This is a genomic window from Tepidibacillus fermentans, assembly GCF_004342885.1.
GTDB classification, from domain to species: domain Bacteria; phylum Bacillota; class Bacilli; order Tepidibacillales; family Tepidibacillaceae; genus Tepidibacillus; species Tepidibacillus fermentans.
Genome location: NZ_SMAB01000002.1, coordinates 92,516 through 106,976 on the forward strand (window position 1 = coordinate 92,516; position 14,461 = coordinate 106,976).

The window sequence follows — 14,461 nt, forward strand, 5'->3', positions numbered from 1 at the left end:
AATATAAATAATATTAAAATTTTTTTGAAAATATATTTAATTTCTGATTAGGAGGAGTTGAAAGTGGGGGAACAAACATTTACGGATCAATATCAAGAATGGAAACGGAAGACAGAAAAATTAATGAGCAAAATACCAGAGAGAAAAGAGCAGTTTGAAACGAGTTCTAAGATTCCAATTGAAAGACTCTATCTTCCTGAGCAACAAACAGAGCACTACATAGAAAAACTTGGTTTCCCAGGAGAGTATCCTTATACTCGGGGAATCCAACCGACAATGTATCGTGGCCGATTTTGGACAATGAGGCAATATGCTGGTTTTTCATCAGCAGAAGAGTCGAATCGACGTTATAAGTATTTATTGCAACAAGGCCAAACAGGATTAAGTGTCGCTTTTGATTTACCTACGCAGATCGGCTACGATTCGGACGATCCACACGCAAAAGGTGAAGTTGGTAAAGTTGGGGTAGCGATTGACTCTTTGAAAGATATGGAGATTCTCTTTCAAGATATTCCTTTAGACAAAGTAAGTACGTCCATGACCATTAATGCCCCTGCCGCTATTCTACTGGCGATGTATATCGCTGTAGCAGAAAAACAAGGGGTTTCGTCAAAAGCTCTTTCAGGAACGATTCAAAATGATATTTTAAAAGAATATATTGCGAGGGGAACATATATCTTTCCACCTAAGCCTTCGATGAGACTTATTACAGATATATTCCAATATTGTTCTACTGAATTACCGAAATGGAACACGATCAGTATTAGTGGTTATCATATTCGGGAAGCAGGATCAACAGCTGTCCAAGAGGTGGCTTTCACTCTCGCTAATGCAATTGCATATGTAGAAAGTGCGATTCAAGCTGGATTGCATGTGGATGATTTTGCACCTCGCTTAGCATTTTTCTTTAATGCTCATAATCAATTTTTCGAAGAAATAGCTAAATTCCGTGCGGCTAGAAGAATTTGGGCCAAAATTATGAAGGAGCGCTTTCATGCCCAAAATCCAAAATCAATGCAACTTCGCTTCCACACCCAAACTGCTGGTTCAACATTAACAGCACAACAACCAGATAACAATATCGTCCGAGTAGCACTTCAGGCACTTTCTGCGGTTTTAGGTGGAACCCAAAGCCTTCATACCAACTCTAGAGATGAAGCATTGGCTTTACCAACGGAAGCTTCTGCGCGAATTGCTCTTCGTACACAACAAATTATTGCGAATGAAACAGGAGTTACGGATACAGTCGATCCTTTAGGAGGATCTTATTATGTTGAAGCTTTAACAGATTCCATTGAAAAAGAGGTTTGGTCCTATCTACAAAAAATTGACGAGTTCGGTGGCGCAGTGGCAGCAATCGAGCAAGGATATATTCAGCGTGAAATTCATAAAGCTGCGTATGATTATCAACGAGATATTGAATCTGGAAAGCAAATCATTGTAGGTTTAAATGCTTATCAAATTGAAAACGATGAAAAACCAGAAATCTATCGAGTTGATCCTATCGTTGGAGAAATTCAAGCGCAGAAATTAAAAGAGCTAAGAAAGACAAGGGATAACGATGCCGTAAATCAAAGACTTAGTGAATTAAGTCAAGCGGCAAAAACAAACGAAAATCTAATGCCCTATATTCTAAATGCTGTGAAAGCATATGCAACGCTCGGTGAAATAACCAATGTTCTTCGAGAAGTATTTGGTGAATATCGGCTAAATTAAATGGGAGGGGTAATGATGAATAAAACGATAAGAGTTTTAATCGCAAAACCGGGTTTAGATGGTCATGATCGTGGGGCTCTTGTGATTGCTCAAGGGCTTCGAGATGAAGGGATGGAGGTTATCTATTCAGGTCTAAGACAAACTCCAGAGCAAATTGTAGCAACAGCAATTCAAGAAGATGTAGATTGTATCGGTCTTTCTATTTTATCTGGTGCTCATAATGAATTATTACCTGAAGTCATGAGACTTCTAAAAGAGAATCAAGCCGAGGAAATCTTGGTGATTGGGGGTGGTGTTATCCCTGATGATGATATTCCATTTTTAAAAGAACATGGGATTGCAGAAATATTTACACCAGGTGCTTCTATGAAGGAAATAGCGGATTTTATACGAGACAATATCGAAAAAAAAAACAGCAAACAGACTAGATCTACCTCTGTCAAAAAGATCGATCATATAGGGATTGCGGTAAAAAGTTTAGATGAAGCAGTTCCTTTTTACAAAGAGATTCTTGGGTTAACATTCCTTGGCATGGAAGAGGTTTTAGACGAAGGTGTTAAGGTAGCATTTTTTGAAGCTGGTGGCGTTAGGATTGAGCTTCTTGAACCATTACATCAAGAAAGTCCGATCTATAAACATATTGAAAAGAGAGGGGAAGGTATTCATCATTTAGCTTTTGAGGTAGAGGATATTGTTGATCAATTTTCTAAATTACAAGAACGACAAATTTCACTATTACAAAATCAACCGCGAAGGGGAGCTCATGATACAAAAGTCGGTTTTATCCATCCAAAATCTTCACATAAAGTATTGATTGAACTCTGTGAAAAGAATTAAGGGGGAGTAAGTATGTTAAGTAAAATTGAAGAGTTAGCGAAAAGAAGAAGCAAGGTTGAGTTAGGTGGTGGACAAAAGAGAATCGACGCCCAACACGATAAAGGGAAATTAACAGCTAGAGAAAGAATTGAACTTTTGTTAGATGATGGAACATTTGTTGAATTAAATCCTTTTATTGAGCATCGTGGTACACATTTTGGTTTGGACAAAATGGAAGCACCAGGTGAAGGTGTTGTAACAGGATATGGGAAAATAAATGGACGTGGAGTTTATGTTTTTTCCCAAGATTTCACTGTTTTTGGTGGAGCATTAGGGGAGATGCATTCAAAGAAGATCACAAATATTATGGATTTGGCTGCAAAAAATGGTTGTCCTGTGATTGGATTAAATGATTCTGGTGGAGCAAGGATTCAAGAAGGTGTGGTTTCTTTAGATGCTTACGGCCAAATCTTTTATCGTAACTCGATCTACTCTGGAGTGATTCCCCAAATTTCTGTGATTATGGGACCAAGTGCTGGTGGGGCCGTTTACTCACCAGCTATTACGGACTTTGTACTTATGGTTGAGAATACGAGTAAAATGTTTATTACAGGACCAAAAGTAATTGAAACGGTAACGGGTGAAAAAATTAGTGCCGAGAATTTAGGCGGAGCAAAAGTTCATTCGACGATTAGTGGAAATGCACATTTTACTGCACCATCCGAACCAGAAGCATTGGAACAAGTACGTCAACTTCTTAGCTATCTCCCGCAAAATAATTTAGAAGATCCTCCTCGAGTACCAATGGAAAAAGAGGATGATGGTTGGTGTGAGGAATTGATCAATGTCGTTCCGATTTCACAAACGAAAGTTTACGATATTCGCAATGTAATCGAACTAGTTGTGGATCATGGCGAATTTATGGAAGTTCATGCTAATTTTGCGAAAAACGTAGTTGTTGGTTTTGCGAGGATTGGAGGACAAAGTGTTGGAATCGTTGCAAATCAGCCGAAAGTAATGGCTGGGGGATTGGACATCGATTCATCAGATAAACTATCTCGATTTGTTCGTACCTGTGATGCCTTTAATGTTCCAATTATTACATTTGTTGACGTAACAGGATTTTTCCCAGGGGTTAATCAGGAACATGGCGGAATTATTCGTCATGGGGCTAAAATTCTATATGCCTATTCGGAAGCTACAGTACCTAAAATTTCAGTGATCGTACGTAAAGCTTTTGGTGGTGCCTATGTGGCTTTAAATAGTAAATCGATTGGTGCTGATCTAGTCTTTGCTTGGCCAAATGCTGAAATTGCAGTGATGGGGCCTGAAGGGGCAGCCAATATTATCTTCAGTAAAGAAATTGAAGAAAGTGAAGATCCCGTTGCGACAAGAGCGCAGAAAATTGCCGAATATAGGGAAAAATTTGCCAATCCTTATGTTGCCGCAGCAATGGGAATGGTTGATGATGTCATTGATCCAAGAGAAACGAGAAGAAAATTAAAACAATCATTAGAAATGTTAAGAAATAAAAAGGAAACAAGACCGCCAAAGAAACACGGAAATATTCCACTCTAAAATGTAATTTTGCGCAATTATTTCGTTTTCGATGTTAAAAGTTGAAAATTGGATTCGATAAGATTGGCAAATAGTCAATCTTTTCGAATCCATCACTTGTTGGTTAAAAATTGGGAAATAGAGGAGTAAGTGACCGTGGATAATCAATTATATATTCTTTTAAAAAAGAAAAATGAGAAAAAGGTACTTAATGACTTATTTCAAAAGAAAGGGATTCAGCTGATTGAAGAAGATCAAGAAGACTCAACTTGGCGAAAGTATAATCGTCAACATCAGATTATAAATCGAAACTCTTTAAAGATAAACAGTGTAAGGGCAGAATGGTTTTTGAAAAATCTCCATGATAAAATGAATTTTATGCGCAGTTAAATTTTTACATGGAGGTATATAACGTTGATTCATCAACAAAGATTAGTAGAAGAATTCATTGAGCTAGTCAAGGTGGATAGTGAAACAGGAAATGAAAGAGCAATTGCGGATTTGTTAAAGCAAAAGTTTTCCAATCTTGGGTTACAAGTCGTTGAAGATAATTCGATGCAGAGAACAGGACATGGTGCAGGTAATTTGGCAATTACGTTCGAACCTACAGATGGGATGGAGAATCAACCAGTCATTTATTTCACTTCCCATATGGATACGGTAACACCCGGAAAGTCAATTCAACCAGCCGTTGAAGGTGAGGCTATTGTTTCTGATGGTACGACAATTTTAGGTAGTGATGACAAAGCAGGAATTGCAGCAATGTTGGAAGCAATCAGAGTGGTGAAAGAACAACAGATTCCTCATGGCAAAGTTCAATTTTTAATTACGGTTGGTGAGGAGTCTGGATTAAAGGGTTCTCGTTATCTACAAAAAGAGTTACTAAAAGCAGACTATGGTTATGCCTTGGATAGCAACGGGCCAGTGGGAGATATTATTGTGGCTGCACCAACTCAAGCCAAAATTCATGTCATCGTAAAAGGTAAATCAGCCCATGCTGGTGTCAATCCAGAAGATGGTATCAGTGCAATTCAAGTGGCCAGTCATGCCATCTCGATGATGAAGTTAGGGAGAATTGATTCTGAAACCACAGCAAATATTGGGAAATTTCAGGGAGGATCAGCTACCAACATCGTTTGTGATTCTGTTGAGATTTTTGCTGAAGCGAGAAGTTTAGTAGAAGAAAAATTGTTAAAGCAAGTTGAGCATATGAAAAAAGCATTTGAAGAAGCAGCTTCCAAATTCTCTACTTCGGTTGATTTTCATTCTGAAATTATGTATCCTGCTTTTCGTTTTGAAGAAGATCATCCTCTTGTTATAAAAGCAAAACAAGCAATGATTGAGATCGGAAGGTCACCAAGAATCCTTTCCAGTGGTGGTGGCAGTGATGCCAATGTGTTGAATGGTTATGGCATACCAACAATTAACCTAGGGGTTGGCTATGAAAATATCCATACCACGAAAGAAAGAATGCCGATTCGTGAATTGGTCAAGACGGCAGAATTGGTGATTTCGTTAATAAAACAAAATTGATAGAAAATATCGATATATGATAAAGGCCTTGGTTTTGTAGTGACCAAGGCTTTTTTCAACATTTAAGATAGTGGGTTTGTATATTCCATAAGCAGCGACTTTTGGGAGCCACTTTCTCACCCAATCATTATTTAAATAAAGTGGCGGACAACAGAGCACGTTGGAATATATAAAACAGCTGACTTGTATGTTCTAACGCTACTTCTAACCTTACACCTTTCCTTGAATAAACGGTTAGTTTTTCAATTCCTATAATTGATCTTCAATGGGATCTTGAACAAAATGGGTTGGGATTGGAATGGGAAAGTAATTTTCTTCTTCATCCTGACAATCTGCCTCATCCATCAATCCATAAGATTGGTAGAGAGGACTTTCTGTATCATATTGATCGAGAACTACAATTCCTTCGCTATTGAGGATTTCATATAGGCCGGATAAATCATCATAATCCTCATTGATTACTACCGATATTTCTTCTGTATTAGAAGATTGTTTTTCCAAGGTATAGCGGCCTTCATATCCATTTTTGTCCAATAAAGTAGTGATTCGATCGACTTCGTTTGATTTTACTATTGCAATCAATGTCATATTCATCCTCCTGTTGTGTCTACAGAACAATTTGAATACTTCTTTTTCATTATTTGATAAATATACTGGTTCTACTCTTTTGTAATGGAATGAAGAAAATGCTCATATGCTGAAAAGGGGGGATCAGGATGATCAAATGGAGAAAGGGAAAAGTGGTTGAAATACTTCAGGAAACGGACAAAATTCAAATTGTTAAAATTGATATAAGAGATAAAGAAGTAAAAGCAATCCATTATTTACAATTTGGGGATCGCTTAGAAACAGGGGATGAAGTGATCCTGAATCAAACGGCAACTCACCTCCGACTAGGTACAGGAGGATACGATTTTGTTGCTATTCCCTTGACTAAATATCAGAGCGATTTAATCAATAATCAAAAACAAAATGGACATATCATGAAGCTTCGTTATACTCCTTATCAATTTTCAGTTTTGTCCTGTGAGGAACAATCAAGTCCCTATCATGATCTATTTACTGAACCTAAGTCACTCGAAGGTTTGCCTGTTCTAATTGGTGAATTACATAGTATGCTGCCGATTGTCGTAACCATGATTCGGCAGTTAGAAATACAAGAAGATCTTTTTCCTCGTAGGATCGTTTATATTATGACGGACGGGGGATCACTTCCAATTTCATTCAGTAAGCATGTGGCGATCTTAAAAGAAAAAAAATGGCTCGATTATACGATCACAATCGGCCATTCTTTTGGTGGCGATCTTGAAGCAGTAAATATATATACAGGTTTATTAGCTGCAAAACATCTTTTACATGCAGATATTGCTGTCGTAGTAATGGGTCCTGGTATTGTTGGAACCGGGACATGGTTAGGGCATACAGGAGTTGAACATGGGGAAATCATTAATGCAGTCAATATTTTAAAAGGTTATCCTATTTCAATCATCCGTGCCAGTGAGATGGATCAACGTTCTCGGCATAGAGGAATTAGTCATCATAGTATAACTGCTTTGCAAACGATTAGTTTAACTTCAAGTGCTGTTCCATTCCCTGTATGGTTGGAAAAAGATTACCCCGAAATATTTGATTTATTAAAAAAAGTAACATTAACGAAACATAATCTTATACCCGTAACACTTAAAGAAACTGATGTTATCGAGATACTTCAAAAATATCCCAAGGTAATCACTTCAATGGGGCGTACAGTGAAAGATGACCCGTTATTTTTCGACTTCGTTGCTAGTGCTGCTTACTTTGCACATCAATACCAAAAATCTTTTTATTCGTAACGAAACTTGCTCAAATATTCTTTTACCGTTAAAGTGGACTGGGAAAGCTCACGGAGTTTCGCTTTAATTTCCCAAGCTTTTCCGATGATCCTAAGTTGATTTTGATTTCTATATACTTTCATATTGAGACCTCCTGATATAAAATGATAGATGATTTTTACTTAGTAAGATCATATGTCGATGTTGGACAAGTTATAACTAAGTTGAAGGAAGGGAATAAACATTGAACCAAAAATTTGTAGAAAAAACAGTATCAAGTCAGCAAATCTTTGATGGGAAAATTATTAAAGTATTTGTTGATACAGTAGAGTTACCAAATGGAAAACATGCCACAAGAGAAATTGTTCGTCATCCAGGAGCTGTAGGAATTCTTGCTGTGACCAAAGAAAATCGGGTTCTGATGGTCAAACAATACCGAAAACCAATGAATCAATTTCTATATGAGATTCCCGCAGGAAAATTAGAACCAGGGGAAGATCCAAAATTATGCGCAATTCGCGAATTAAAGGAAGAAACCGGTTATGTTGCTACCAATATGACACCATTTAGCAAATTTTATACATCCCCTGGATTTGCCGATGAATTCATTCATTTATTTTATGCAGAAGGAATTGAAGCAGGAGAAGCTACTCCTGATGAAGATGAGTTTGTAGAACTTGTAGAGTTGACATTAGACGAGAGTATAGAGATGATTGAAAAGGGGAAAATTGTAGATGCAAAAACAATTATCTCGATCTACTACTTGCAAATGATGCTACTAAAGGGTAGGGAAAAATGAAAGCTTATTTTGCTGATTTGCATATTCATATTGGATGGACAGAAATAAAAAAGCCTATAAAGATAAGTGCTTCTAAAAACTTGACGTTTCGCAATCTTATTCAAGAGGCATATCATCGTAAAGGATTAGATATGATCGGGATCATCGATGCCCATTCTCCTTTGGTTCAAAAGGAGATTCAGTCTTTACTTCAAGAAGGAATAATACAAGAATTAGCTGAAGGTGGTTTGCGTTATCAAGATTTAACGATTCTTTTAGGTTCTGAGATTGAAATAAAAGAGGAAAATAGAGGAGAAGCTCACTATCTTGTATTCCTTCCTTATTTTGAAGATATGGTTCTTTTTTCCGATTGGTTGAAAAAACGGATGAAGAATATTCAATTGAGTTCACAACGCTTATATGTATCCACAAAAGAACTTCAGAAGGAGACAAAAGTAAGGGAAGGGCTTTTTATCCCAGCTCATATCTTTACTCCATTTAAATCAGTGTATGGGAATTGTTGTAAAAGAATGGAAGAAGTTCTTGATCTGTCGTTGATTGATGCCGTTGAATTAGGCTTAAGTTCTGACACGGAGATGGCAGATCAAATTGAGGAATTACATCCTTACACTTTTGTTACCGATTCTGATGCTCATTCATTAGTGAAAATCGGAAGGGAATATAATGAGATACAAATGGAAACACCGAGTTTTAAAGAACTAATGTTGGCCTTAAAGCGAAAAGATGGAAGAAAAGTAATCAGCAATTATGGGCTAGACCCGAAACTTGGTAAATATCATAAGAGTCGTTGTGCAAAATGCGAGACATTAATTACAAACGAAACAGTTTGTCCCAAATGTGGTAGTCAACGGATCATAAAGGGTGTTTCCAATCGTATTGAAGAAATTGCAACCTTATCTCAGCCTAAGCACCCAGAATATCGTCCATCCTATATTCATCAAGTACCTTTAGAATTTATCCCGAAACTTGGTCCAAAAACTTTAGCTCGGTTACTTGAGCATTTTGGAAATGAAATGAATATTATCCATCGTGTGAAAAAGGAAGATTTATTGACTGTTGTTTCAGAACCAATCGCTGATATGATCATCAAGGCGAGAGCAGGACAATTAGTGGTTGAAATGGGTGGAGGGGGCTTTTATGGAAAAGTCTTAAATTAGTTCATATTCTTACCTTGTCCAACATATGATGTATTAAGTTGGACAAGGAGGGATTTTTATGAGACGACGACCAATCAATGATAAAATTGGAAACTATGTGAAGCAACATTTTTCATTATATATTTTTACGATCATCTTATTTATCATGGGTGTGATTTATGGATCTTTAATTATCCAATCATTATCGTCGAATCAAAAACAAGAAATGATCGGATATCTAAGTCAATTTTTTCATGGTTTAACGAGTAATGGAGATGCAGTTTTTTCAACGAAGGTTGCTTTAAAACAAGTGATTTTTGAGCATTTAAAGTATTTGGGAATGATCTGGTTTTTGGGATTATCGATTATTGGAATGCCACTGATTCTCATTTTAATCTTTATGAAAGGATTTGTGATTGGCTTTACGGTCTCATTTTTGATCTCACAATTACAGTGGAAGGGATTTGTTTTTTCTTTTGTTTCGATCTTACCGCAAAACCTTTTGATTGTTCCAGCTTATATCATTGCTAGTGTAGCGGGAATTGCTTTTTCATTATCTCTTGTACTTTCAAGAATAAAAAGGAACCCTTATACTCCATTTATTCATCAGCCCTTTTTATCCTTTTTTTCCCTGATCATGATGATGGCTGCGATCTTAGTTGTTGCTTCCGGATTTGAAACCTTTGTATCACCATATTTAATGAGAAGTATGGCAAATTTATTTTATTAAAAATTCGCTAGAAATCTATTGATTATCAACTGATTTTCAATTCATTGACTTTTTTATCCAGCCTGTTATAATCAGGGTTAGATGCTGGAGGAGGTGGTACGTTATGGAAAAACGTATCGAAAAAATAAAACAACAGCTTCATTCGTATAATTTTAAGCTTACTCCTCAACGTGAGGCACTGATAAGGGTTTTAATCGAGAATGAAGAAGGTCATTTAAGTGCAGAAGATGCGTTTCTATTAGTCAAAAAAAAGGTTCCTGATATTGGTTTAGCAACTGTCTATCGTACATTAGAGTTACTAAGTGAATTAAATATTCTGCAAAAATTAAATTTTGGCGATAATGTGACAAGGTATGAGTTTCGCTCGGAACAAGCTGAGCATCATCATCATCATTTAGTATGTATTAATTGTGGGAAAGTAGAAGAAATTAACGAAGATTGGCTAGGACCGATTGAAGAACGGGTTGAGAAGCAATTTGATTTTGATATCTTGGATCATCGCTTGATCTTTAATGGTATTTGCAGTGAATGTAAGAAAAAAAGACAATAGAACTATTCCATTTAAGAATATAGTGGTAAGATAGAGAATATAGTTGTAATTCTAAAAATTCTACATCTATATTTAGGGGAGGAGCAAACGGTATGCGGATCGGAGTTCCAAAAGAAATTAAAAATAACGAAAATCGTGTAGCCATTACACCTGCAGGAGTAGAAACTTTACAAAGGGCTGGTCACCAGGTCTATATTGAAACAGGTGCAGGAATTGGAAGCGGTTTCACTGATGAAGATTATTTAGCAGTAGGAGCTGTTATTCTTAACTCTGCCAAGGAAGTATGGGATCAAGCTGATATGGTCATGAAAGTAAAAGAGCCTCTTCCTTCAGAATATGACTATTTTCGTGAAGGTTTGATTTTATTTACCTATTTACATTTAGCACCAGAACCTGAGTTAACCAAGGCATTAATTGAAAAGAAAGTTGTAGCTATCGCTTATGAAACCGTTCAACTTGATAATGGTTCTTTACCCTTATTAATGCCAATGAGTGAAGTGGCAGGTAGAATGTCTATTCAAATTGGTGCTCAATTTCTTGAAAAACCGCAAGGAGGTAAAGGAATCTTATTAGGTGGAGTTCCTGGAGTTCCTCCGGCAGAAGTAGTCATTATAGGCGGAGGGCATGTAGGTACGAATGCTGCCAAAATGGCGATCGGTTTAGGTGCCAATGTAACCATTATTGATCTAAATGCTGATCGTCTACGATATCTTGATGATATTTTTCAAGGTAGAGTCAATACGTTAATGTCTAATAGTTATAATATTGCTCAAGCTGTCAAGAAAGCAGATTTGGTAGTTGGAGCTGTCCTTATTCCTGGAGCAAGAGCCCCAAAATTAGTGACAGAAGAGATGGTAAAAACAATGACTCCAGGTTCTGTCATCGTTGATGTGGCGATCGACCAAGGAGGTTCTATTGAAACAATCGATCGAGTAACGACTCATGATGAACCTACTTATGTGAAGCATGGAGTTGTTCATTATGCTGTTGCCAATATGCCTGGTGCTGTAGCTAGAACATCCACCTTAGCTTTAACTAACGTCACAACCCCTTATGCACTTGAAATCGCAAATAAAGGTTACGAAAGAGCGATAAAGGAAAATCGTGCATTGGCTCGCGGAGTAAATGTAATTGATGGACAAGTTACTTATGAAGCAGTGGCTAAAGCTTTAAATCTAACTTATGTTTCACTTCATCAGGTTTTAAATTAAGGACAATCTAATAAAATAGTATAAAAAGGCTATCTTTGAATAGCCTTTTTATACTATTTTATTAAAAACTAGGGAGTTGAAGATCTTGTTTGTCACATTAAAAAGATTAATTGAGTGGTTTTTATTAGTATTTGTCTTTTTGCTTTTTACGATCTTGATGTATTGGGTAGTTCTCATTGTCAACACATGGATTGAACCTGATCAATTTAAGGAGCCAATAGGGCATTCGATAAAGGTTGATGGAGTAATTGATTCTTCTTTTCAATCTCACTTACAATTACAAAACGAAAGTATGATCGAACGTCTGAAACTTTTTTATTGGTATGGAGGATATTAAATTTTCTTTCTTTAGAAGGAGTTCTGCTAGTAATGTTGAATAAATAAACGTACTAGAAAAACCTATATAAAGGAGAAAGTCGTAGATGGAAAGATTAATCGAGCAATTTATCCATTATCTCTTGGTAGAGAAGGGATTGGCTCAAAATACATTGGACTCCTATCGAAGAGATTTAATCTCCTATTTTAAATTTTTAAAGACTTATGAAATCTCCTCCATTGAAGATACCAATCGTTCACATATCATTGGATATTTACTATCATTAAAAAATAAAGGAAGAGCAACAACTACGATATCCCGAAACCTTGCATCAATTCGAGCATTTTATCAATTTTTAGTAAGAGACAGGATCATCGAAAAAGATCCATCGCAAAATCTCGAATCTCCAAAAATCGATAAACGCTTACCAAAAGTCCTTACCGTTGAACAGGTTGAAAGTTTATTAAATATGCCAGATCTAAAAACACCAGTAGGTATTCGGGACCGGGCTATGTTAGAATTATTGTATGCGACAGGTATACGTGTTTCTGAGCTAGTTGCATTAAATCTTGATGATTTAAACATGAAGATGGGTTTTGTGAAATGTTTTGGAAAAGGGTCAAAAGAACGTATTGTTCCATTAGGCAGTTTAGCGATAAAAAGTATTCAATTTTATTTAGACCATGCTCGAAATAAATTAATTAAAGGAAAAGCAGAAGAAGCACTATTTGTGAATCATCATGGTAATCGTTTAACACGTCAAGGATTTTGGAAAATTATAAAAAAATATGCCAAACCAGCTTCCATTGAAATGCAAATTACACCTCATACATTAAGACATTCTTTTGCAACCCATTTATTAGAAAACGGTGCAGATCTCAGATCTGTTCAAGAGATGTTAGGTCATGCTGACATTTCCACAACACAGATTTATACTCATATTACAAGATCAAAGTTAAAAGAAGTTTATTCAAAAGCTCATCCCAGGGCGTAGGGGTACTTCATGAAGTACCTTTTTCTCCAATTTGAGTTGTCAGACATCTGTCGAATACCCGATTTCAATTCTGGTCAAACTAATAATATTATGATGGGAAAGGAAGGAAAAATATGAATCCATTTAAAAGAGTTGCTTTAATAGTATTGGATAGTGTTGGAATAGGTGAACTACCCGATTCCGAAAAATTTGGTGATCGGGGAACTAATACTCTTCTACATATTTCCGAACAAATAAACGGTTTACATGTACCAAATTTAGAAAAAATGGGTTTAGGGAATATTTTCCCTCTCCAGGGAGTAAAGAAAGTAGAGCAACCGATTGCTTCATTTGGAAAAATGAAAGAAGTATCGGTTGGTAAAGATACAATGACCGGCCATTGGGAAATAATGGGTTTAAAAATTGATATCCCTTTTAAAACGTATCCCAATGGTTTTCCGGATTCCTTAATTAAACCATTTGAAGAACGAATTGGAAGAAAGGTAATTGGGAATAAACCCGCTTCAGGGACTGAGATTATTGAAGAATTAGGGGAAGAACATATGAAAACGGGAGCAGTGATCGTTTACACCTCAGCAGATAGCGTTTTTCAAGTTGCAGCCCATGAAGAAATTGTTCTCCTCGATGAATTATATCGTATATGTGAAATTGCGAGAGAGATGACTCTGGATGAAGAACATGCGGTAGGCCGAGTAATTGCACGACCTTTTATTGGTACGCCTGGTCATTTTACACGAACTGCTAATCGACATGACTATGCGGTAAAGCCACCAGCGAAAACGGTTATGAACTATTTAGCGGAGTCAGGACTTGACTCGATAGCAGTTGGCAAAATTTCAGATATTTATTCTGGTGAAGGGGTTACACAGGCAATAAAAACGAAGTCAAATATGGATGGAGTGGATAAAACCGTTGAGGGACTGAAATCAGACTTTCATGGTTTACTTTTTACCAATTTAGTAGATTTTGATATGTTGTATGGGCATCGTCGTGATCCAATTGGTTATGGAAAAGCAATTGAAGAGTTTGATGCCAGACTTCCAGAACTTTTTGCTGCTCTTAAAGAAGATGATCTTCTGATCCTTACGGCTGACCATGGGAATGATCCTACTCATACAGGAACAGACCATACGAGGGAATATGTTCCATTGTTAGTCTATAGCAAAAAGTTAAACGGTGGAGTTGATCTAGGAATAAGAGGAACCTTTGCAGATGTCGGGGCAACGATTGCTGACATTTTTGATGTAAAAAAACCGGAATATGGGAAGAGTTTTTTACAAGTATTAAAATAG

General features: G+C 36.6%; 16 protein-coding genes. 14 read left to right on the forward strand and 2 right to left on the reverse strand.

What is annotated here, in order from left to right:
• The first annotated feature begins 123 nt into the window (after positions 1–123).
• The 5 genes from EDD72_RS01825 (at position 124) to EDD72_RS01845 (ending at position 5,622) form a co-directional block, all read left to right on the forward strand.
• Entirely contained in the window at positions 124–1,716 is a 1,593-nt protein-coding gene (locus EDD72_RS01825; protein WP_207893624.1) for an acyl-CoA mutase large subunit family protein, read from the forward strand.
• Between the two features lie 15 nt (positions 1,717–1,731).
• Complete coding sequence (gene mce / locus EDD72_RS01830) at positions 1,732–2,553, forward strand: methylmalonyl-CoA epimerase (protein ID WP_132766929.1); 822 nt, start codon at positions 1,732–1,734, stop codon at positions 2,551–2,553.
• A gap of 12 nt (positions 2,554–2,565) precedes the next feature.
• The gene (locus EDD72_RS01835; protein WP_132766930.1) at positions 2,566–4,110 is read left to right on the forward strand and encodes an acyl-CoA carboxylase subunit beta; all 1,545 of its coding nucleotides are present in this window, start codon (positions 2,566–2,568) and stop codon (positions 4,108–4,110) included.
• A 135-nt stretch (positions 4,111–4,245) separates the two neighbouring features.
• Complete coding sequence (locus EDD72_RS01840; RefSeq protein ID WP_132766931.1) at positions 4,246–4,479, forward strand: hypothetical protein; 234 nt, start codon at positions 4,246–4,248, stop codon at positions 4,477–4,479.
• A 24-nt stretch (positions 4,480–4,503) separates the two neighbouring features.
• The gene (locus tag EDD72_RS01845) at positions 4,504–5,622 is read left to right on the forward strand and encodes a M20/M25/M40 family metallo-hydrolase (protein ID WP_132766932.1); all 1,119 of its coding nucleotides are present in this window, start codon (positions 4,504–4,506) and stop codon (positions 5,620–5,622) included.
• A gap of 249 nt (positions 5,623–5,871) precedes the next feature.
• On the opposite strand, the gene EDD72_RS01850 is transcribed toward EDD72_RS01845, so the two are convergent.
• Positions 5,872–6,210, reverse strand: a complete 339-nt coding sequence (locus tag EDD72_RS01850) for a hypothetical protein (RefSeq protein WP_132766933.1) — start codon at positions 6,208–6,210, stop codon at positions 5,872–5,874.
• Positions 6,211–6,338: 128 nt separating this feature from the next.
• Between EDD72_RS01850 and EDD72_RS01855 the strand changes: the two genes are divergently transcribed.
• Positions 6,339–7,454 (forward strand): DUF3866 family protein, encoded by a 1,116-nt coding sequence (locus EDD72_RS01855; RefSeq protein ID WP_132766934.1) that lies wholly within the window; start codon positions 6,339–6,341, stop codon positions 7,452–7,454.
• On the opposite strand, the gene mciZ is transcribed toward EDD72_RS01855, so the two are convergent.
• Positions 7,445–7,576: a Z-ring formation inhibitor MciZ gene (mciZ, locus tag EDD72_RS01860; RefSeq protein ID WP_132766935.1), complete on the reverse strand. Its 132-nt coding sequence runs from the start codon at positions 7,574–7,576 to the stop codon at positions 7,445–7,447. The genes EDD72_RS01855 and mciZ overlap by 10 nt on opposite strands.
• A gap of 101 nt (positions 7,577–7,677) precedes the next feature.
• Between mciZ and EDD72_RS01865 the strand changes: the two genes are divergently transcribed.
• From EDD72_RS01865 to deoB, 8 genes are all read left to right on the forward strand, one after another.
• Positions 7,678–8,232, forward strand: a complete 555-nt coding sequence (locus EDD72_RS01865; RefSeq protein ID WP_132766936.1) for an NUDIX hydrolase — start codon at positions 7,678–7,680, stop codon at positions 8,230–8,232.
• Positions 8,229–9,389 (forward strand): endonuclease Q family protein, encoded by a 1,161-nt coding sequence (locus tag EDD72_RS01870; protein ID WP_132766937.1) that lies wholly within the window; start codon positions 8,229–8,231, stop codon positions 9,387–9,389. The genes EDD72_RS01865 and EDD72_RS01870 overlap by 4 nt, the downstream gene beginning before the upstream one ends.
• Positions 9,390–9,447: 58 nt before the next feature.
• A complete protein-coding gene (spoIIM, locus tag EDD72_RS01875) occupies positions 9,448–10,098 on the forward strand; it encodes a stage II sporulation protein M (protein ID WP_132766938.1) in 651 nt (216 codons plus the stop codon).
• Positions 10,099–10,201: 103 nt separating this feature from the next.
• The gene (gene fur / locus EDD72_RS01880) at positions 10,202–10,648 is read left to right on the forward strand and encodes a ferric iron uptake transcriptional regulator (protein WP_132766939.1); all 447 of its coding nucleotides are present in this window, start codon (positions 10,202–10,204) and stop codon (positions 10,646–10,648) included.
• A 92-nt stretch (positions 10,649–10,740) separates the two neighbouring features.
• The gene (gene ald, locus EDD72_RS01885) at positions 10,741–11,859 is read left to right on the forward strand and encodes an alanine dehydrogenase (protein ID WP_132766940.1); all 1,119 of its coding nucleotides are present in this window, start codon (positions 10,741–10,743) and stop codon (positions 11,857–11,859) included.
• An 85-nt stretch (positions 11,860–11,944) separates the two neighbouring features.
• A complete protein-coding gene (locus tag EDD72_RS01890; protein WP_165894925.1) occupies positions 11,945–12,196 on the forward strand; it encodes a DUF4227 family protein in 252 nt (83 codons plus the stop codon).
• 85 nt (positions 12,197–12,281) lie between these two features.
• On the forward strand, positions 12,282–13,169 hold the full coding sequence (xerD, locus tag EDD72_RS01895) for a site-specific tyrosine recombinase XerD (RefSeq protein WP_132766942.1): 888 nt from the start codon (positions 12,282–12,284) through the stop codon (positions 13,167–13,169).
• A 113-nt stretch (positions 13,170–13,282) separates the two neighbouring features.
• Complete coding sequence (gene deoB, locus EDD72_RS01900; RefSeq protein WP_132766943.1) at positions 13,283–14,461, forward strand: phosphopentomutase; 1,179 nt, start codon at positions 13,283–13,285, stop codon at positions 14,459–14,461.